The 18,455-nt window shown below is 71.4% G+C and carries 15 protein-coding genes, 4 tRNA genes and 1 pseudogene; 9 read left to right on the top strand and 11 right to left on the bottom strand.

The window, feature by feature from the left end:
* Nucleotides 1-109 precede the first annotated feature (109 nt).
* Together QNO09_RS34780 and QNO09_RS34775 are read right to left on the bottom strand one after the other, a co-directional pair.
* Entirely contained in the window at nt 110-1,342 is a 1,233-nt protein-coding gene (locus QNO09_RS34780; RefSeq protein WP_283974219.1) for an alginate lyase family protein, read from the bottom strand.
* Between the two features lie 94 nt (nt 1,343-1,436).
* The gene (locus QNO09_RS34775) at nt 1,437-2,567 is read right to left on the bottom strand and encodes a dihydrofolate reductase family protein (RefSeq protein WP_283974218.1); all 1,131 of its coding nucleotides are present in this window, start codon (nt 2,565-2,567) and stop codon (nt 1,437-1,439) included.
* Nucleotides 2,568-2,643: 76 nt separating this feature from the next.
* Here QNO09_RS34775 and QNO09_RS34770 point away from each other — a divergent pair, with 76 nt between their 5' ends.
* From QNO09_RS34770 to QNO09_RS34760, 3 genes are all read left to right on the top strand, one after another.
* Complete coding sequence (locus QNO09_RS34770; protein ID WP_283974217.1) at nt 2,644-3,159, top strand: MarR family winged helix-turn-helix transcriptional regulator; 516 nt, start codon at nt 2,644-2,646, stop codon at nt 3,157-3,159.
* Nucleotides 3,160-3,483: 324 nt separating this feature from the next.
* A complete protein-coding gene (locus QNO09_RS34765; RefSeq protein WP_283974216.1) occupies nt 3,484-4,125 on the top strand; it encodes a GTP cyclohydrolase II in 642 nt (213 codons plus the stop codon).
* Between the two features lie 118 nt (nt 4,126-4,243).
* On the top strand, nt 4,244-4,744 hold the full coding sequence (locus QNO09_RS34760) for a MarR family winged helix-turn-helix transcriptional regulator (protein WP_283974215.1): 501 nt from the start codon (nt 4,244-4,246) through the stop codon (nt 4,742-4,744).
* Between the two features lie 443 nt (nt 4,745-5,187).
* On the opposite strand, the gene QNO09_RS34755 is transcribed toward QNO09_RS34760, so the two are convergent.
* From QNO09_RS34755 to QNO09_RS34735, 5 genes are all read right to left on the bottom strand, one after another.
* Nucleotides 5,188-6,258 carry a SpoIIE family protein phosphatase gene (locus tag QNO09_RS34755; RefSeq protein WP_283974214.1) on the bottom strand — a complete coding sequence of 357 codons (1,071 nt, stop codon included), beginning with the start codon at nt 6,256-6,258 and terminating at the stop codon, nt 5,188-5,190.
* On the bottom strand, nt 6,258-6,701 hold the full coding sequence (locus QNO09_RS34750) for an anti-sigma regulatory factor (RefSeq protein ID WP_283974213.1): 444 nt from the start codon (nt 6,699-6,701) through the stop codon (nt 6,258-6,260). The genes QNO09_RS34755 and QNO09_RS34750 overlap by 1 nt, the downstream gene beginning before the upstream one ends.
* The gene (locus QNO09_RS34745) at nt 6,701-7,114 is read right to left on the bottom strand and encodes an STAS domain-containing protein (protein ID WP_283974212.1); all 414 of its coding nucleotides are present in this window, start codon (nt 7,112-7,114) and stop codon (nt 6,701-6,703) included. The genes QNO09_RS34750 and QNO09_RS34745 overlap by 1 nt, the downstream gene beginning before the upstream one ends.
* On the bottom strand, nt 7,111-8,022 hold the full coding sequence (locus tag QNO09_RS34740) for an STAS domain-containing protein (protein ID WP_283974211.1): 912 nt from the start codon (nt 8,020-8,022) through the stop codon (nt 7,111-7,113). The genes QNO09_RS34745 and QNO09_RS34740 overlap by 4 nt, the downstream gene beginning before the upstream one ends.
* 146 nt (nt 8,023-8,168) lie before the next feature.
* Nucleotides 8,169-9,341 carry a PP2C family protein-serine/threonine phosphatase gene (locus QNO09_RS34735; RefSeq protein ID WP_283974210.1) on the bottom strand — a complete coding sequence of 391 codons (1,173 nt, stop codon included), beginning with the start codon at nt 9,339-9,341 and terminating at the stop codon, nt 8,169-8,171.
* A gap of 138 nt (nt 9,342-9,479) precedes the next feature.
* Between QNO09_RS34735 and QNO09_RS34730 the strand changes: the two genes are divergently transcribed.
* Both QNO09_RS34730 and QNO09_RS34725 read left to right on the top strand, forming a co-directional pair.
* Nucleotides 9,480-9,974 carry a MarR family winged helix-turn-helix transcriptional regulator gene (locus QNO09_RS34730; protein WP_283974209.1) on the top strand — a complete coding sequence of 165 codons (495 nt, stop codon included), beginning with the start codon at nt 9,480-9,482 and terminating at the stop codon, nt 9,972-9,974.
* A gap of 326 nt (nt 9,975-10,300) precedes the next feature.
* Nucleotides 10,301-11,161 (top strand): RNA polymerase sigma factor SigF, encoded by an 861-nt coding sequence (locus QNO09_RS34725; protein WP_283974208.1) that lies wholly within the window; start codon nt 10,301-10,303, stop codon nt 11,159-11,161.
* Nucleotides 11,162-11,221: 60 nt separating this feature from the next.
* On the opposite strand, the gene QNO09_RS34720 is transcribed toward QNO09_RS34725, so the two are convergent.
* The 3 genes from QNO09_RS34720 to QNO09_RS34705 form a co-directional block, all read right to left on the bottom strand.
* Nucleotides 11,222-11,294, bottom strand: a tRNA-Lys gene (locus tag QNO09_RS34720).
* Between the two features lie 205 nt (nt 11,295-11,499).
* Nucleotides 11,500-13,719, bottom strand: a complete 2,220-nt coding sequence (locus QNO09_RS34715) for a DEAD/DEAH box helicase (protein ID WP_283974207.1) — start codon at nt 13,717-13,719, stop codon at nt 11,500-11,502.
* A gap of 946 nt (nt 13,720-14,665) precedes the next feature.
* Nucleotides 14,666-15,016, bottom strand: coding sequence for a metallopeptidase family protein (locus tag QNO09_RS34705; RefSeq protein WP_283974205.1), 351 nt, complete (start codon nt 15,014-15,016; stop codon nt 14,666-14,668).
* A gap of 83 nt (nt 15,017-15,099) precedes the next feature.
* Here QNO09_RS34705 and QNO09_RS34700 point away from each other — a divergent pair, with 83 nt between their 5' ends.
* The 4 genes from QNO09_RS34700 (at nt 15,100) to QNO09_RS34685 (ending at nt 17,035) form a co-directional block, all read left to right on the top strand.
* On the top strand, nt 15,100-16,674 hold the full coding sequence (locus QNO09_RS34700; protein WP_283974204.1) for a metallophosphoesterase family protein: 1,575 nt from the start codon (nt 15,100-15,102) through the stop codon (nt 16,672-16,674).
* 80 nt (nt 16,675-16,754) lie between these two features.
* Nucleotides 16,755-16,827: transfer RNA gene (locus tag QNO09_RS34695), tRNA-Glu, on the top strand.
* A gap of 35 nt (nt 16,828-16,862) precedes the next feature.
* Nucleotides 16,863-16,937 (top strand) — tRNA-Asp (locus QNO09_RS34690).
* Between the two features lie 24 nt (nt 16,938-16,961).
* Nucleotides 16,962-17,035, top strand: a tRNA-Phe gene (locus tag QNO09_RS34685).
* 153 nt (nt 17,036-17,188) lie between these two features.
* Here the strand turns inward: QNO09_RS34685 and QNO09_RS34680 are convergent.
* Nucleotides 17,189-18,360 (bottom strand): annotated as a pseudogene (locus QNO09_RS34680) (RNA-guided endonuclease InsQ/TnpB family protein).
* Between the last annotated feature and the right edge of the window lie 95 nt (nt 18,361-18,455).

The following is an 18,455-nucleotide window of genomic DNA, read 5'->3' as shown; positions in this document are numbered from 1 at the left end:
ACCTGCGACCTCTGGGTTATGAGCCCAGCGAGCTACCGAGCTGCTCCACCCCGCGCCGTTGTGACTCCAGTGTACGCCATCCGCGGGACGGTTCGCGCACACCCGCCGCTCAGCCGCCCGGGGTGCCCGTGTGGGTGAGGGTTTCCCAGGCGGTGAACAGGTCGTCGGTCCCGGCCGGCCGGGACCGTGCGGCCACCTTGTGAGCGGCGGGGACGGGTCGGCCGATCCGTTCCTCCAGGTGGTGGAGGGCGACCTCCAGGTGAGGTCCGAGGCCCTCGTCGACGCGTCCGCCGCACAGCCACTCGGGTGGTCGCTCACCCGGCTCGTGGCGGGCGTGCAGGGCGAGCGCGGCCGTCAGCCGGTCCTCGGTCTCGCCGTAGAGGTCGACGCCCTGGTGCCAGGCCGTCTCGGCGATGTGGGCGGTGGCGGCGAGCGAGGTGCCGACGCGCCGGAAGCCGTGGCAGGTCTCCTGGGAGACGCCGTCCCGGTAGGTGGTCTGCCCGAACCAGTACGACGCCATCCGCTGCGGGCCGTCCACGCCGGAGCCGGGCACGGTCAGCGGCACGGGGCCGTCCTTCTCCAGGTAGAAGTAGGCGGGCACGCGCTGCCGGAAGCGCTCCAGGGCGTGGTCGAAGGCCCGGCGGTCCTCCAGGAAGACGGCGACGGAGATGACCGCGTCGATCGCCACGAGGTCCCAGGAACCGGTGAAGTCGGGCTGCGACCCGCCGACTTGGGGGAGGTGGACGGTCCGCAGCATGTCCTCGAAGCTCCGTACCCGGGTGGCCGGCCAGCTCCCGCCGGGCGTGTGCCGCACGATCTCGGCGGCCCGGGCCCAGACCGACCCGGTCCAGCCGGCCTGCAACGCGGCCTTCTCCCCGGTGTGCCGGCGCAGCGTGGCCGACCAGGCGTCCATGATCTGCCCGGCCTTCTCGGCGTGCCGCCGTTCGCCGGTGACGGCGAACAGCAGGGCCTGCGTGTAGGCGGCCAGGGCGTCCTCGCGCTCCGCGGCGCAGCCCCGGCCTTCCAGGTCACCGGCCGGACAGACGACGGTCTCGTACGGCTCTGCCCGGTGCCGGGCCGAGCCGTACGCGCTGTCCCGCATGGCGAGGTACGCCTTGCGCCAGGGCTGCCGCCCGGCGGTGACGTGCTCGCGTACGGCGTCCAGCTGAGCCTGGCCGACGAGGACGCCCGGGTGCGTGAGCGGGGCGTCGGAGGGCAGGACCGGGCCCATGGTGCGGGCGTCCGGGCCGTCGGACCGGCAGGAGGGCACCAGGAGGGCGAGCGCGATGAGCGGCGGCAGGAAGAGCAGTGCCGCCGTCCTTCGTCTCCGCGCTGACCTCATGGCCGCCGCCTCCGCGCCGTCGTTCTGACCCTGCGGGCAGCGTGACCCGGACAGCGGTGCCGACGCAGGATGTGTTGGGCCGATCGGCCCGCACTCAGCCCGGGAGGTGGCGGTTCGGGGCCTTGGCCCGCTCCTCGTGCTCCGGCAGGACGACGACCTCCACTCCGGCGGCCGAGAGAAGGCCGCTGCCGTCGGCGTCCGCGACGAAGGTGTCCGGCTCACGCCAGGCCGTGACGACCCGCCGTACACCCGCGTCGAGGATCAGCCGGGCGCAGGGCGCGGGGCGGGAGGCGCGGCGGGCGCAGGGCTCCAGGCTGCTGTACACCGTCGCTCCGGACAGGCGCGGATCGGCCGGGTCGAGTTTCGCCAGGGCCGCCTCCTCGGCGTGCACGACCGGGTCGCCCGCCTCGCGGGAGTGGCCGCGGGCCAGTTCCGTGCCGTCGGCGCCGACCACCACCGCCCCCACGCTGAACGCCGTGTCCGAGGGCGGGCAGTGGCCCGCCAGTTCGCAGGCGAGGGCCAGCCAGTGGTGGTCGGCGGCGGCGGGCAGGGGGCCGGTGCCCGGGGCGGTCGGCTCGTAGCGCATGAGGACGACGTCCTCGATCCGCCGCGACTCCAGCAGCCGGAGCCGGCCGCCCTGGTAGCCGCCGGGGCCGAAGAGGCGGGGTGCCCGGGGGTCGCCCACGAAGAGCGGGGCGAGGACCAGCTGGAGTTCGTCGGCCAGGCCCTGGGTGAGGAGCTGGGTGTGGATCAGGCCACCGCCCTCGACCATGAGGCGGCGTACTCCCCGGACGTCGTGCAGGTGCGTGAGGAGTCGCCGCCAGTCGAGGTCGGGCCCGAGCGGGACGACGTCGGTGGCGAGGCCGAGGGCACGGGCGCGGGCGGCGCCCCGGTCGGTCGTGTAGAGGACCTTCTCTCCGCCGGTGTGCCAGAAGCGGGCGTCCGGGTCGAGGTCGCCGGAGCCGCTGACGGTGACCTTCAGGGGGTACTCCGGTTTCCCGGCGGCCGTGCGGGCGGCCCGGCGCGCCTCGGAGTTGACCAGCAGCCGGGGGTTGTCGGCGCGGATGGTGCCGGCGCCGATCAGGATGGCGTCGACACAGGCCCGGACCTCGTCGACCCGGTCGAAGTCGGCCGGGCTCGACAGGAGCAGGCGGTCGGGTCCGGTGTCGTCCAGGTAGCCGTCGAGGGAGACGGCGGCGGACAGCAGGACGTACGGGTGAGGCATCGGCGCTCCGCGGCTGGTCGGGACGGCGGGACTGGACCGGCTTGGTTCAAGTTTGAAACAAACCTACACTGGCGGCATGACGACTCGCTGGCTCACCCCCGATGAGCAGCGCGCCTGGCGCGCCTACATCGCCGCCTCGCTGCTCCTGGAGGACGCGATCGACCGGCAGCTCCAGCAGGACGCCGGCATGCCGCACCTGTACTACTCGATCCTGTCCGTCCTGTCGGAGTCCCCGGAACGGCGACTGCGCATGACCGATCTCGCCGAGCGGCTGAAGATCACGCGCAGCCGGCTGACCTACGCGGTGACGCGACTGGAGAAGGACGGCATGCTGCGGCGCGAGGCCTGCTCCGCCGACAAGCGGGGCAGCGTCGCCGCGCTGACCGACGAGGGCTTCGCCGTGCTGGAGCGCGCGGCACCCGGCCATGTCGAGACCGTGCGGAGCTTTGTATTCGACCGGCTCAGCGAGGAGCAGGTGGGGCAGCTGGAGATGATCTCCGCGGCGATCGCACAGGGGCTCCAGGAGGACGGGGCGCGGCCGGCGGCGGACGACGTGCCGTGGCGGCGGAGGTCGTCGTCGCCCTGCGCGTGACGCGACAGGGGTGACGCGGATCACACAGGCCCCTCCTTCACTGACCTCCGTTCGCGCCGCCCTCGCCCCGGGTCGGGGCGCACTCCGGCGTCGTCCACGTAGGCCACGCGGCCCCGCGGGCCATCCCGGCCACCCAGCCACCCGGCCGCCGCTGCCACGCCGATCACGCCGATCACCCGGCAGTGATGCTCGCCACACCAGCCCGCCCCCCATCCTCATTGCTTCAAATTTCAAGCACGAGTAGGGTTCCCCTCGCGCATCTGCTTCAAATCTGAAGCAATACGGCTGTGCAGCCGAACAGGAAACGGAACCCGGAGGCCCCGCATGCCCGACACACCCGCCGTCCTCGCCACCCCCCGCTCCCGCGTCCGGGTCCCGCTGCGCTTCCACGACGGCTACGAGGCCGACGCCGAGCTCGTCACCTTCCACGGGCTGGCCGACGGGCAGGAGCACGTGGCCGTCGTGCTGGGCGAGCCCGGGCCGGTTCCGCTGGTGCGGCTGCACTCCGAGTGCCTGACCGGGGACGTGTTCGGCTCCGTCCGCTGCGACTGCGGCCCGCAGCTGCGCGAGGCGGTCGAGCGCATAGCCGAGCGCGGCGGCGTGCTCCTCTACCTCCGCCAGGAGGGCCGGGGCATCGGCCTCTACAACAAGCTCGACGCCTACGCCCTCCAGGACGAGGGCCTGGACACCTACGAGGCGAACGCGGCCCTCGGACTGCCGGAGGACGCCCGCGACTACACGGCGGCGGCCCAGATGCTCCGGGCCCTGGGCATCGGCGAGCTGGACCTGCTCTCCAACAACCCCGACAAGGCGGGCCAGTTGCGGTCCCTGGGCGTCGACGTGCGCGACCGCGTTCCCACGGGCGTCTTCACCACCGCCCACAACGTCCGCTACCTGCGCGCGAAGGTTCTCCAGACCCAGCACACGCTGCCGCTGGCCGCGCTGACGGAACTCAGCGCGGGCTGAACCGCCCCCGGTCCGGCCGGGCACCGAACCGAGCTGCTTGCCCCTCGGTTCCTCGGGTACAGCCTTTGGAAGAGGGCGACCTCATCAGTACCCGGAGCTTTATGGAAGTGACCGTTTCGTGACCGATCTCGGCGGCCCCGGCGACCAACGGGTGAGGGGACCGGGCGATGGTCCGGAGGCCGTCGCATCGCAGATCGCCGATGCGGTGGAGAGTCTGACGGCGCTGTGGTCGGTCGCCGCCCAGGAGGCGTCCCTGCGCCTGTCCCTGCACCAGTTGCGGGCCCTGCGCACCGTGCAGGCGACGCCCGGCCTGAATCTGACGGCACTCGCGGAAGGCCTGGACATCGGCCTCCCCACGGCCAGCCGCCTCTGCGACCGCCTGGCGGCGGCCGGCCTGCTGGAGCGGGCCCCGCACCCCGACACCCGCCGCGAGGTGCAACTGCGGCTCACCACACACGGCCGGCATGTGCTGGGGGAGGTCGCCGGCCGCCGCGCCCAGGCCCTGGCCACCGCGCTGGCCGCGATGGAACCGGCCGAACGGACGGCACTGCGCAGGGGATTGCGGGGATTCCTGACGGCCCGGGACAAGGTGGTACCGGGCGTCGACGGGATCGAGTGAGTCCCGGGAGGCGGACGGACGGCGTCTTCTCAGCGGTCGGCCGCCGGTGAACCCCCGCCGACCGTCCGGCCCCTCGACACCCGCCAAATCCCCGAGCCGTGGCGGCTCACACCACCGGGGCGGTCATAACCGCCGGCCGTCCCGCCCCCCGACACCCGTCAGGCCCCCGAACCCGGGCGGCTCACACCGCCGACCGTCCCGCCCCCCGACACCCGTCAGGCCCCCGAACCCGGGCGGCTCACACCGCCGACCGTCCCGCCCCCCGACACCCGTCAGGCCCCCGAACCCGGGCGGCTCACACCGCCGACCGTCCCGCCCCCCGACACCCGTCAGGCCCCCGAACCCGGGCGGCTCACACCGCCGACCGTCCCGCCCCCCGACACCCGTCAGGCCCCCGAACCCGGGCGGCTCACACCGCCGACCGTCCCGCCCCCCGACATCCGTCAGGCCCCCGAACCGTGGCGGCTCACGCCGCCGGCGGTCAGTACCGCCACGCAGGTGTCGTCCCGTGTCGGCCGGGCCGCGCTCCCGGCGTCGCGGAGCACCACCGCGGCCGCCACCGCCGGGTCGCAGCCAGGGAGAACACCGTCGTCGGGCGGCGTCCAGCGGCTGGGCAGGCCGTCGCTGTGCAGGACCAGCAGGCTGTCGGCCTGCCAGGGCACCCGCTGCACGGGCACGGACGCCGGGGCCTGCGCGCCCACGATGCCGGGGCGGGACAGCAGCGCCTTCCACGTGCCGCCGGTCCGCAGCCGGGCGCCGACATTGCCGATCCCGGCGAAACTCAACTCCCCCGCGCCCATGTCGAGCTGGGCCACCGCCACGGCCGCGCCCCGGGTGGGGCGCAGGGCCCGGCCCAGCCTCCGCAGGATCTCGGGAGGCGGCAGCTCGGACACGCCGCGCAGCTCCGCCACCGCCGCCGTGGAGGCCTCGGCCGCCTTCGCCCCGTGCCCGAGCCCGTCGGCGAGCAGCAGGGTCAGCCGGTCGCCGCCGCGCACCCGGCCCCAGGCGTCCCCGGACTGCTCGGCCCGGCCGAGGGGGACGTTGACACCCCCGGCGCGCGGACCGGGCGGGGGCGGCCCCTGGTTGCGGACGGCCGGCTCGTGGCCGATCCGGGCCATCACGACGGTGCCCCGGCCGGGGGCGCTGTGCAGATCGAAGTCGTTCGCTATGCGCCGGCACGTGCCCAGCCCGGCGCCGAGGGAGGTGGCGACGGTCGTGGTGTATCCGTCGCGCATCGCCGCGGCGACGTCGGGGATGCCGGGGCCGTGGTCGACCGAGACGAGCTGCACCGCCGGCCGGTGGTCGTCGTCGTGCGCCCGCTCGACGAGGTTGATCAGCACGCGCCCGCCGCCCGCGTGCCGCAGCAGGTTGGTCGCCAGCTCCGTCGCCACGAGCGCGGCGGTCGCGGTGCGGTTCGGGGGCAGGCCGGCGCAGGCGCTGGCCTCCTCGGCCGCCACCCGGACGTCCCGCACCCGGGTCGAGTCGTCCACCGGCACGTCCCAGACCCTGCTCATCACGGCACCGTCCGGGAGGGCGGTACGACGGTGGCCCAGGCGGTGACGGTGACGGTGGTCCCCTCACCGGGCCGGCTGTCCACCTCGAACTCCTGCACGAGCCGTTTGGCCCCGCTCAGGCCGAGCCCGAGCCCGCCGCCGCTGGTGTACCCGTCGGTCAGCGCCTGGTCCAGGTCGCGGATGCCGGGCCCGGTGTCGACGAAGGCCAGCCGCAGTCCGTGCGACTGCCCCATGGTGAGCGGAGTGATCTGCACATGGCCGCCCCCGCCGTGGACGAGGGTGTTGCGGGCCAGTTCGCTCGCCGCCGTGACGAGCTTGGTCTGCTGCACCAGCCCGAACCCGAGCTCGGCGGCGGCCTGCCGGACCTGCTGCCGCACCCAGGCCAGATCGGCGTCCGAGCCGATCGGCAGGCTGGCCGGGCCGGCATGGCGGGAAGTCTGCATCACCAACTCCCCTCGCCCCGGCGCGTGGTCACACCGAGCAGCTCCATCGCACGTTCGACGTCCAGGGCCGTCCGCAGTCCGGGCAGGGTGAGCCCCAGCTCGACCAGGGTGATCGCCACCGCCGGGCGCATCCCCGCCAGCACCGTACGGGCCGCCAGCAGCTTGGCTCCGGCGGCGATCTCGGCGAGGACGCGGCCCAGGAAGGAGTCGACGATCTCCACACCGGAGATGTCGATCACCACCCCGTTCACCCGGGAGTGCGAGATCCGGTCCGTGACGTCCTGCTGGAGCTGCTCGGCCATCCCGTCGTGCAGCTCCCCCTGGAGAGTGACGAGCAGGACGTCGCCCAGCTGGAGGACCGGCACCGTGAAGCCGTGTCCGCCCGGGGGCCCGTGTCCCGCCGGCCCGGTCACCGCGTGCCCGCGTCCGCCGCCGCGCCGGCCACCCGCAGCGGCGCGATCTCCACACCCTGCTGACTGAGGGCGTAGGCGAGCGCGTCCGCCAGGCTCGAACGGGTGAGCACCGTACCCAGGTCGATGCCCAGATGGACGATGGTCTGCGCGATCGCGGGCCGGATGCCGGAGACGATGCACTCGGCGCCCATCAGCCGGGCCGCGGCCACGGTCTTCATCAGATGCTGGGCGACCAGCGAGTCGACCGTGGGCACGCCGGTGATGTCGAGGATGGCGTACCGGGCGCGCTCGGCGACGATCGCGTCCAGCAGGCTCTCCATGACCACCTGGCTGCGCGCGCTGTCGAGGGTGCCGATCAGCGGCACCGCGACCGTGCTGTCCCAGAGTTTGATCACCGGGGTGGCCACCTCGTGCAGCTGCTCGCGCTGCCGGGCGATCAGCTCCTCGCCCGCGCTGACCGTCGTCTCCAGCACGACCAGGCGCAGCGTGCCCATGAGCACGGTCAGCGCCACCACGGCCTCCTGGGCCTCGGGGGCGTAGGGCTCCGGGAACTCCGCGCGCAGCAGGTCGGCCACCGGTTCACGCAGGGCGGCCACTTCGGTGGCGACCCCGTCCGGGTCGATGCCCGTGCGGGCGCGGGAGGCCGCCATGCGCCCCAACTGGTCGCGCACCGACTCGAAGCCGGCCGCCCGGATGTCCTCCAGCCGCCCCGAGGCCGCCACGGCCGCCAGCGCGGCGGTCACGGCCCGGCCCGCCTCGACCGCCTCGTCACGCGACACGGTGAAGACCGTGCGGAACAGCGCGGCGTCCGCCCAGCGCTGGGCGATCTGCTCCCGGCGCCGCTCCAGGAATGCGCTCACCTGGTATGCGGCCGGCTCGTGTTCCGCGTTCTCTTCCGACACCGACACTTGTATCGCTCCCTTGCACGGGCCGGACCGAGGTCGCGCGACGGCGCCTCAGCCGTTACTTGCCGTATGACAAACATTAGTGCCGGCGTGCGGCACCACCAAACAACTGCCCGCCGGCGCTCCCGACCTGCGTCTTCCCCCAGCCCCTACCGACCACGCCAGTCCAGGCACACCACGAGGGCGTCGTCGTCCGGAGTGGACTCGCCGCGATGACCCGTCAGTTCGCGCAGGACGGCCCGGGGCACCTCGGCGGCGGGCAGCAGCCGGGTCGCCTGGATCGCCCGGGTCAGGGCCGCGTCCCCGTAGGCCTCGCCGCCCGGGGAGGCGACGTCGTACACCCCGTCGCTGACGAAGACCAGGCGGTCGCCGGGCTCGGCGCGGAACTCCTGGACGACGTAGTCGGTCTCCTCGAACATGCCGAGCGGCAGCTGGGCCTCGAAGGGCACCCGCTCCACCGCGCCCCGGCGCAGCCGCAGCATCCGCGGCGACCCGGCGTCCACCACCCGGACCTGCCCGGTGGCCAGGTCGAAGTCGAGCATCAGCACGGAGAGATAGCAACGGCCCCGGTAGTGGGCGTACACCGCCTGGTCGGCCAGGGCCGCCTGGTCCTCGATGGGCAGCCCGGCCCGGCGCGCGTTGCGCAGGGCGTTGATCGCCAGGTTCGTCAGCAGCGAGGCCTCTATACCCTCGCCCATGCCGTTGGTGACGTAGAGACTGAGCCGGTCGGCCGAGGCGGACCAGTCGAAGTTGTCCCCGAAGATCGCGTACGCCGGTTCCAGCTGCGCGCCCAGTTCGTACTCGGGGCGGGCGCAGGAGCGGCCCGGCAGCAGCTGCCACTGCATCTCGGCCGCCAGCGTCAGCCGGTCCCGGCGGCGCGCCTGGAGATACACGTCGGTGTCCCGCTCGGCCACGACGACCTCGTGCCCGAGCACTTGGGCGATCTCGGCGAGCTCGCCCAGGCAGCCGTCGGCGTGCCCGCCGCCCGGCAGGGTCACGGTCAGCACCCCGAGGCGGTCGCCGCGCACGGTGACGGGCAGATGCACCCGCACCAGATCACCCGACAAGGCCTCCACGTACGGCTCCTGCGCACCGAAGGCCCGGCCCGCCGGACTGTTGTGCACGGACACCGGCGGGAGGGTGCGCGGCAGCACGGACACCGGCTGGAGCACCGTCAGCCCGTAGTCGGCCAGGAAAAGCTCGACGGAGTCCGCCGCGTACTGATCGGTCAGTACACGACGGACCGCGTCCAGCAACTGGTGGGGGGCCGCCGTGCGCAGCGCGCGCTCGGCGGCCACGAATCTGTGCGTGATCGTGGTCACGGTGGTCTGTTCACCATCCTCGGTGGGACGTCGACACGTCCTCGGAAACGGTTTCTCGTCTTCGGGCCCGGGAGGCGGGTCCCGGGCGGCTCACATCACGCCTAGTACGCTGACGGCCATCCCGGTGCCTGCGAGAGTGTGACTGTGACTTCCCTCCGACCCCGCCCTGAGCCAGCAGAGGTCGCCCGTGTGACCTCCACGGCCGCGGAGTTGCTGGAAGTCCTCTGGGGCAGCGCCTCGACGGCGCCGGCCTCCGCCTCTCAGCTGCGGGTGCTGCTCATCCTCGAACACCACGAGGGCATCAACCTGCGCACGCTCGCCGACTCCCTCGCCTCCACACCGCCCTCGACCAGCCGGCTCTGCGACCGGCTGCAGGCGGCCGGATTCGTCGAGCGGGAGGTGGGTGCGGCCGACCGGCGCGAGGTGCGCCTGCACCTCAGCGGCCGGGGCCGTACCTTCCTCGCCGACCTGCGGGTACGCCGGGAGCAGGCGCTGCGCGCGGTGCTCGACCAGATGCCCGCGGCGAAGCGGGTGGCGCTGCTGCAAGGGCTGGAAGCGTTCTGCGACGCGGCGGCGGCCCAGATACACGACGACTCCGAAGACTCCCCCTCGTCCGGCACCCGGACTGCCTGAACCACCCGCGCACGGAATCGGCCCTTCCGGTCCCTTCCCCCGCACATTCGGCACGCCTAGGCTGTTGCCCTCCACCTATAGTTGTCAAACGACAACCGTCTGCTCCGCCAACCCCTCGCCCTTCTCCCGCGCACCGCACCGCCCACCCTCCTCTGCCCTACCGTCGCAGCACAGGACCGGGTACCCCGACACCGCCTCGACCTGCGCCGACTGTGGTCAACGTCTCGCCGGGGCATATGCCGGGCATGAGCCGGGCGATGGCGGGTAACGGCGCTGGAGGTGGCCTGTCGGGGGATCGGAGCGGGCCGGAACAAGAGGGAGGGCCCGTGACGGCGACCACGCGCATCGGCACGACGACGGATTCCGCCACCTACACCGGTGAGGAACTGCCGCAGATCGCCGAGCCCCAGAAGCTCGCCCCGCAGGACGCACGCGGGCTGACCGGCCAGTTCCTCGACCGGCTCGCCGTGCTCGAGGAAGGCACACCCGAATACCAGTACGCCCGCAACACGCTCATCGAGATGAACATGTCCCTGGTGCGCTTCGCGGCCCGCCGCTTCCGCACCAGCGGCCAGTCCATGGAGGACATCGTCCAGGTCGGCGTCATCGGCCTGATCAAGGCCATCGACCGGTTCGAGGTCTCCCGCGAGGTCCAGTTCACCAGTTTCGCGGTCCCGTACATCATCGGCGAGATCAAGCGCTTCTTCCGTGACACCTCCTGGGCCGTGCACGTGCCCCGCCGCCTTCAGGAAGCCCGCACCGAACTCGCCAAGGCCACCGAGGAACTCGCCTCCCGCCTCGGCCGCGCACCGAAGGTGGCCGAACTCGCCGCCCTGATGAACCTGACGGAGGAAGAGGTCGTCGAGGCCCAGATCGCCGCCAACGGCTACCTGTCCTCCTCCCTCGACGCCACGGTCACCGGCGACCCCGACGAAAGCGACACCACGCTCTCGCAGTTCATCGGCGAGGAGGACCCGGCCCTCGAACTCGTCGAGAACTTCCACGCCCTGGCCCCCCTGGTCGCCGAACTCGACGAACGCCAGCGCCTCATCCTCCACCTCCGCTTCGTGGAGGAACTCACCCAGGCGGAGATCGGTGCCCGGCTCGGCATCTCCCAGATGCACGTGTCCCGGCTGATCTCCCGCACCGTGGCCCGACTGCGGTCGGGGATGCTCGCCACCGGCTGACCTCACCCCCGCAACGACAAGAGCCCCGGCCCGGAGACAATCCGGACCGGGGCTCCCCCGTAGGCCCTGTGGGACTCGAACCCACAACCAATGGATTAAAAGTCCACTGCTCTGCCAATTGAGCTAAGGGCCCAGGCGATGTCGCCCCCACGAGCATAACCGGACGACGCCGCCTCTCCGATCGGGTATCGGTCTCCCGGCCCTGTCGAACGGACGAACAGGGCCGACGAGCGCCCCCGACCGACCGGTCCGGGCGTGTCCGCGCCAGCCCGCCGGAACGACGAAGCGCCGTGGCCCACCCGTTGGGACGGAACCACGGCGCTCCTCACACGCTGATGTCAGCCGTTGCGCTTCCAGCGCGGCTTGTCCTCGCGGCGCTGGAACGAGCCGCCACCGCGGTGCTCGTCACGACGGCCGGAAGGACGGTCGTGACCGGAGGTGCGGAAACCGGGACGGTCACCCTGACGGTCGCGATTGAACGGGCGGTCACTGCCACGGTGCCCACCGCGCTCGTCCCGGCGCTCGAACGGGCGGCCCGGACGCTCATCCCGACGGAAGCCGCCACCACGGCTGTCGTCACGACGCTCGAAACCACGGCCACCACGGTCATCACGACGCTCGAACGAACGCCCACCACCACGGTTGTCATCACGACGCTCATCCCGACGGAAGCCGCCACCACGGCTGTCGTCACGACGCTCGAAACCACGGCCACCACGGTCATCACGACGCTCGAACGAACGCCCACCACCACGGTTGTCATCACGACGCTCATCCCGACGGAAGCCGCCACCACGGCTGTCGTCACGACGCTCGAAACCACGGCCACCACGGTCATCACGACGCTCGAACGAACGCCCACCACCACGGTTGTCATCACGACGCTCATCCCGACGGAAGCCGCCACCACGGCTGTCGTCACGACGCTCGAAACCACGGCCACCACGATCGTCACGACGCTCGAACGAACGCCCACCACCACGGTTGTCATCACGACGCTCATCCCGGCGGAAACCACCACCACGACTGTCGTCACGACGCTCGTACGAACGCCCGCCGCGGTCGTCCCGGTCCGCCCGGTCGACGTCCTGCGCCGCCGGCTGCTCGGGCACGGACACCTCGACCGCCGCGGCCACCGCCGCCTGCGCCTCGGCCACCGCGGCCTCCGGGTCCTCACCCTGCTCACGAGCGACCCGCGCCACCAGACGGTCGGCCTCCTCGCGCAGCTCGCTCGCACGCCGCTGCGCCCGCTCCAGCTCCTTGGCGAGCTGAGCGACCTCACGCTCGGCCTGCTGCGCGGCACTGCCCACCGACTCGGCCTGAACCTCGGTCATCGACCGGGCACCGGTGATCTCCGCGACCTCCGGGTCGAACGCGCCGGCGCCCTGGATGATGTGACGCCCGGCGTCGACGCCCGCGTCCTCCATCAGCCGGAAGATCTGACGCCGCTGATGCGGCAGCGACAGCGACACGACCGTGCCCGTGCGGCCGGCACGCGCCGTGCGGCCCGCCCGGTGCAGGTAGTCCTTGTGATCACCGGCCGGGTCCACGTTCAGCACCAGGTCGATGCCGTCGACGTGAATACCGCGAGCGGCGACGTCCGTCGCGACGAGCGCGTTGACGTAGCCCTTCTTGAAGTCCTCCAGCACACGCGTACGCGCACCCTGCGTCATACCGCCGTGCAGCGCGTCGGCCTTCACACCGGAGTCGCAGAGCTGCTCGGCGATACGGTCCGCGCCCAGCTGGGTGCGGACGAAGATGATCGTGCGGCCCTTGCGGGAGGCGATCGCGGCCGTGACCGGCGCCTTGTCCTTGGGCTTCACGATGAGAATGTGATGCGACATGGTCGTCACGTTGCCCTGGGCGCTGTCGACCTCGTGCGTGACCGGGTCGGTCAGATAGCGCTTGACCAGCGTGGAGATCTCGTTCTCCATCGTGGCCGAGAACAGCATGCGCTGGCCGCCGGCCGGAACCTGGTCGAGCAGCTCGGTGACCTCGGGCAGGAAGCCCAGGTCCGACATCTGATCGGCCTCGTCGAGAACGGCGATCTGCACGTTCTCCAGCGAACAGGCACCGCGGTTGATGATGTCCCGCAGCCGGCCCGGCGTGGCGACCAGCACGTCGACGCCCCGCTCCAGGGCGTAGATCTGGTTGCCCATCGACGTACCGCCGCAGACGACCTTCATCTTCAGGCCGAGGACGTCGCCGTAGGGCTGCAACGCGTCGGCGACCTGCATGGCCAGCTCACGCGTCGGCGTCAGGATGACCGCACGCGGCTTGTGCTTCTCGGTACGGCCACCGGCCAGCGTGGCCAGAGTCGGCAGACCGAACGACAGAGTCTTGCCGGAGCCCGTGCGGCCACGGCCGAGGATGTCCTTGCCGGCCAGGGCGTCCGGAATGGTCGCGGCCTGGATCGGGAAGGGAGTGGTCACGCCGTTCTGCGCAAGCTTGCGCACAACGCCTTCGGGAAGACCGAGGTCCGTGAACGTGGCCTCGGGGGCGTCCTCGATTGCCTCGTTCTCGGGCACGACGACGTGATCAGTACTGGCGATGGACATGCGAATGCGAAACCTTCCGGAGTCTCAAGTCGGCACGCGCCCGTCAACTCCGTGATTCGCGATTCGCAATACGACCGCCTCAATGCGGTCCACCACGGCAAGGGAGAGTACGCGCCACACGGCGCGCTCTGCAGTGGCGCCGGGCAAGATGGGATCAAACGATCTGCCACCATACGCACTCCGGACCCCTCAAGGCAAACCGGACCGCGCAGGAACAGCGGGCCACCCTCCGACAACCGAACGGCCACCCGAGAGCTGCAACCACCCGCCACCCGGAAATGTTCCCACCCCGGCCCACAGACTCCCCACCCCACACCGCACCCCCACCTCACGCCGGCGAACCCGCCTCCGGCGCCGGCTCCCGCTGCGCCAACTGCGGCCCCGGCGGCTCATGCGCCGACGACGACGGCTCCGGCGTCGGCTCCGGCGACACCGTCGGCTCCGGCGGCGTCGGCGTCGGCTCCGGCTCCACCGTCCGCGTGGGCGCCGGCGGCACCGGCGGCCTCGGCGAGGGCCGCGACGGCTTCCCCGGCCCGTCACGCCCCGGCACCGACGGACTCACATCAGCGCTCGGCGACACCTCGGGGGACGCCGACCCCCGCCCCCCGCCCCCCTTGCCCTTCCCGTCCTTCTGGCCCTTGCCACGCCCCCGCACACCCTCGGCCCCCGCCACGCCGAACCCACCGCCACCCGAAACCGCCGGCCCCCCATCGGGCGCCCCACCACCCGGCCGACCGGCCGAGTGCGACGGCTTGACACTCCCGCCCACGTCGTCGTCGCCGACACTCATACAGCCGGCGGCAGCGGCGACCGCCACGACCGTGACGGCCAGTCGGACGGGTACGTACAAGGGGCGCACGGGGCCACCTCCGGAAGGCGCGATGGAGTCAACACCTCCAACTCCCCCCGCCCACAAGAGGACACGCGCCCCGCATTCACAACCCGATCACCCATAGCCCAGAGCGTGAAGACGCGCGTCATCAATGCCGAAGTGATGCGCGATCTCATGCACCACAGTGATCTCCGTCTCCGCGACGACATCCTCCCGCGACTCACACATCCGCAACGTCGGATTCCGGTAGATCGTGATCCGATCCGGCAACACACCGGCGTACCACTCACCCCGATCCGTCAACGGAGTCCCCTCGTACAACCCCAACAACTCCGGATCGTCCGCCGGCGGCTCGTCCTCGACGAACACCGCGACGTTGTCCATCAACCGCATCAACTCCGGCGGAATCCGGTCCAGCGCCTCGGCGACCAGCTCCTCGAACTCCTCACGCGTCATCTCCAGCACACGCCCATTGTCCGGCACCACCCCACCGCACGAGAGCCCTCCCGCTCCGCATATCCACCCACCCACACGGGCATACGCGACCAATGGCCCGCGTCCCCGCCGCAGTCCGGAGCGTCCTCAACCCGATCCTCCAGGGCCCACGCGCCCTGACCCGCCACTACCGCTCACGCCAGGCACCCACCACCATCGAACTCGTGGCACAGCCGCACCCCTGGGCCCGGGCGGCAGGACTCGTGACCGTCGTCCTCCTCGGCGCCTGGCTCGGACTCCTCGTCGTCGGCAACGTCCGCGTCCCCGTCGGCCCCATGAACACCACCATGACCCTCCGCCCCTCCCTCACCGGCGGCACCAAAATCAACATCTCACCCCTCGGCGACCTCCAACTCGACAGCCACAACGCCCCCCTCCGCCTAGACGTCAACATCGACCAACTCGACCCCGACCGCTCCCAAGCCCTCGTCGACCACCCCGAACGCCTCTCCGGCCTCCAAGACGAAGTCAACGAAGACGTCGGCCGCGGCACCCTCGACCTCGCCCTCCGCTCCGGCGTCGCCGTCGTCGCCGGAGCCACCGCCCTCGGCCTCGCCGTCTACCGCCGCCCACGCCGCGCCCTCGCCGCCGGCGGCCTCGCCCTCACCCTCCTCGCCGCCTCAGGCACCACCGCCTACGCCACCTGGCGCCCCGACTCCGTCCTGGAACCCAAGTTCTCCGGCCTGCTCACCTCCGCCCCCTCCCTCGTCGGCAACGCCCGCAACATCGTCACCGAATTCGACATCTACCAGAAGGAACTGGCCCGCCTGGTCACCAACGTGACCAAGCTCTACGACGCCACCTCCACACTCCCCGCCTACGCGCCCGACCCCTCCACCATCCGGGTCCTGCACGTCTCCGACATCCACCTCAACCCGGCGAGCTGGAAGATCATCGCCTCCCTCGTGGAGCAGTACAAGATCGACGTCATCGTCGACTCCGGCGACACCATGGACCACGGCACAGCCGCCGAAAACGGCTTCCTGGACCCCATCGAAGACCTCGGCGCCCCCTACGTCTGGGTCCGCGGCAACCACGACTCGATGACCACCCAGCGCTACATGCAAAACCTGAAAAACGTCCACGTCCTGGACGACGCCAAAGCCAAAACGATCAAAGGCCTGCGCTTCGCCGGCATCGGCGACCCCCAGTTCACCCCCGACCGCTCCCAGCAGACAGGCGCCGAACAGTCCCAGGAACTCGCCGGCGCCCGACTGGCCACAGCCCTGCGCGACCAGAACACGGCCGGCACCCCGGTCGACATCGCCGTCACCCACGAACCCGACGCCGCCCGCGAAGTCGACGGAGAAGTCCCCCTGGTCCTGGCAGGCCACCTCCACCACGACGAGATGGAGATCCTGCCCTACGGCACCCGCCTCCGCATCGAGGGCTCCACGGGCGGCAGCGGCCTGCGCGCCATCGAGGGCAAGCACCCCGACCCCATCGAGACGTCGATCCTCTACTTCGACCGGGACACCCGCCATCTCCAGGCCTGGGACGAGATCGAACTGGGCGGCCTCGGCCTCACCACAGCCGAGGTCAGCCGCCACATCCCCAAGGAGAACCAGCCCGGCGCGAGCCCGTCCCCCAGCACCCCGCCGGAGGGCAGTCCGACGGCCTCCCCCTAAACCGTTTTGGCGATAGCTCCCCCCATCCCATATGCTTCTCACGTCCCCGACGCGCTGAGAAGCGCCCAGGCGGGCCGATAGCCCTCATCGTCTAGCGGCCTAGGACGCCGCCCTTTCAAGGCGGTAGCACGGGTTCGAATCCCGTTGGGGGCACGCACCACCCTGTGCGACACTGTCGTACGAAGCTTGGTCCTGTGGAGCAGTTTGGAGTGCTCGCCACCCTGTCAAGGTGGAGGCCGCGGGTTCAAATCCCGTCAGGACCGCTGAGGTTTCACGTGAAACCTCGTGGCTGGGTAGCTCAGTTGGTACGAGCGCTCGCCTGAAAAGCGAGAGGTCGCCGGTTCGACCCCGGCCCCAGCCACAGCTAAGGCCCCGATCCTCGGATCGGGGCCTTGTTGTATGTCTCGTGATCACACCCGTGGTACGAGCGATCGCGTCCGCTACCGAAGAGATGAGTCTCCCCGGCTCGCAGCTCGCCCCGCCGATGGCTTCGGCGTATGCGGCGCATCCAGCTCTACGCGATCAGCGTGAGAGCAGGGACCTGTGACTCGGCCCCGCAGACCCAGGTCCACCAGCCGCGATCGGCGATGACGTGGGACGCGTTCAGGTCCGCGTGCTCAACGAAGCCGCAGTTCCTGCAGGAGAACACGGCCTGTGTCGGCCGGTTCCTCTTGTCGATGTGATGGCAGCGTGAGCACTCCTGGCTGGTGTGGGCCGGGTGGACGTGCACCACCGGCACTCCGGCCCTGCGCGCCTTGTATGCGATGAAGGCGCCGAGCTGAGCGAAGGCCCAGGAGTGGATCGTGACGCGTTGGGGCTTCTTCAGCCGTGCCCGTTCGCGGATGCCGCCGAGGTTTTCCAGGGCGATGCCGCGGCCGGTGCGTTGGGCCTCCGTCACGATGTGCTTACTGATCTTGTGGTTGATGTCGCGGGTGCGCCGGGCTTCCTTTCCCGCGCGGGGTTTGGCTCGCCGTTTGGCGGATCGGGTGTGCTTCCTTGCGAGGTTGTCTCGGTTGCGGCGGTCGTTCTGTCGGCTGCGGTTGAGGTGCCGGCCGCTGTGCCGGTGGCCGGTCGAGGTGGTGGCGATGTTGGTGATGCCGAGGTCGACGCCGATGAATCCCCGCGGATCCGAGGTGGCGGGGGTTTCCGGGATGTCGATGGTGGCCAGGAGGTACCAGTGGCCGTTCTGGCTGGTCAGGTCGGATTCGCCTTGGCGATGGTGGGCGAGGAGGCGGAGTTGTGTTTCCTCTCCGGTGAAGGGGAGGCGTTTCATGCGTCCGGCCACGGTCCAGATGGAGACGGTGCGTTGTGTCATCTGCCAGGACAGCATGCGGTCGTCGTAGGGCTGGGCGCCCTCGGGTCGGAAGGTGATGGGTTTTTCGGTGGCTCTGCGGAAGCGTGTGGAGCCGGGTCTGCCGAGGTGTCCGGCGTTGAGGTTGCCGGCCAGGGCTGTGTAGGCGTCGCTGGTCTTTTTGATGACGTGCTGGGCTGCCTGGGTCCGAGGGACCATCGGGTTTTGAGCTGGGTGTAGGTCAGGGCGCGTAGTTCGCGGTTGCGTGTGATGCCGGTGGTGAAGGCCGTGTGGGAGACGTGGTCGGCTGCCGCGTTGCAGGCGTGGAGGGTTGCCTGGAGTGCCGATGCCTGTTCGGGGGTCGGCAGGAGTTTGACGCGGATCACGAGCTTCACGTGCAGGAATGTAGGGGGAGGGCGGGGCTGTGTTCAGGTGATCGATCTTCGGTCACTCGATTGAGTGGCTGGTCGGTCGTGTGCTCGCAGGGCGT

The organism is Streptomyces sp. 378 (assembly GCF_030124145.1).
Classification (GTDB): domain Bacteria; phylum Actinomycetota; class Actinomycetes; order Streptomycetales; family Streptomycetaceae; genus Streptomyces.
The sequence above is the reverse complement of the archived record's forward strand: the minus strand, read 5'-3'. Positions and strand labels throughout refer to the sequence as shown.

Excerpts from the sequence above, each read along its gene's own strand:
- QNO09_RS34765 (WP_283974216.1), top strand. The coding sequence starts at position 3,484 with ATGCCCGACACACCCGCCGTCCTCGCCACCCCCCGCTCCCGCGTCCGG.
- QNO09_RS34770 (WP_283974217.1), top strand. The coding sequence starts at position 2,644 with ATGACGACTCGCTGGCTCACCCCCGATGAGCAGCGCGCCTGGCGCGCC.
- QNO09_RS34750 (WP_283974213.1), bottom strand. The coding sequence starts at position 6,701 with ATGCAGACTTCCCGCCATGCCGGCCCGGCCAGCCTGCCGATCGGCTCG.
- QNO09_RS34715 (WP_283974207.1), bottom strand. The coding sequence starts at position 13,719 with ATGTCCATCGCCAGTACTGATCACGTCGTCGTGCCCGAGAACGAGGCA.
- QNO09_RS34775 (WP_283974218.1), bottom strand. The coding sequence starts at position 2,567 with ATGCCTCACCCGTACGTCCTGCTGTCCGCCGCCGTCTCCCTCGACGGC.
- QNO09_RS34780 (WP_283974219.1), bottom strand. The coding sequence starts at position 1,342 with ATGAGGTCAGCGCGGAGACGAAGGACGGCGGCACTGCTCTTCCTGCCG.
- QNO09_RS34700 (WP_283974204.1), top strand. The coding sequence starts at position 15,100 with ATGGCCCGCGTCCCCGCCGCAGTCCGGAGCGTCCTCAACCCGATCCTC.
- QNO09_RS34755 (WP_283974214.1), bottom strand. The coding sequence starts at position 6,258 with ATGAGCAGGGTCTGGGACGTGCCGGTGGACGACTCGACCCGGGTGCGG.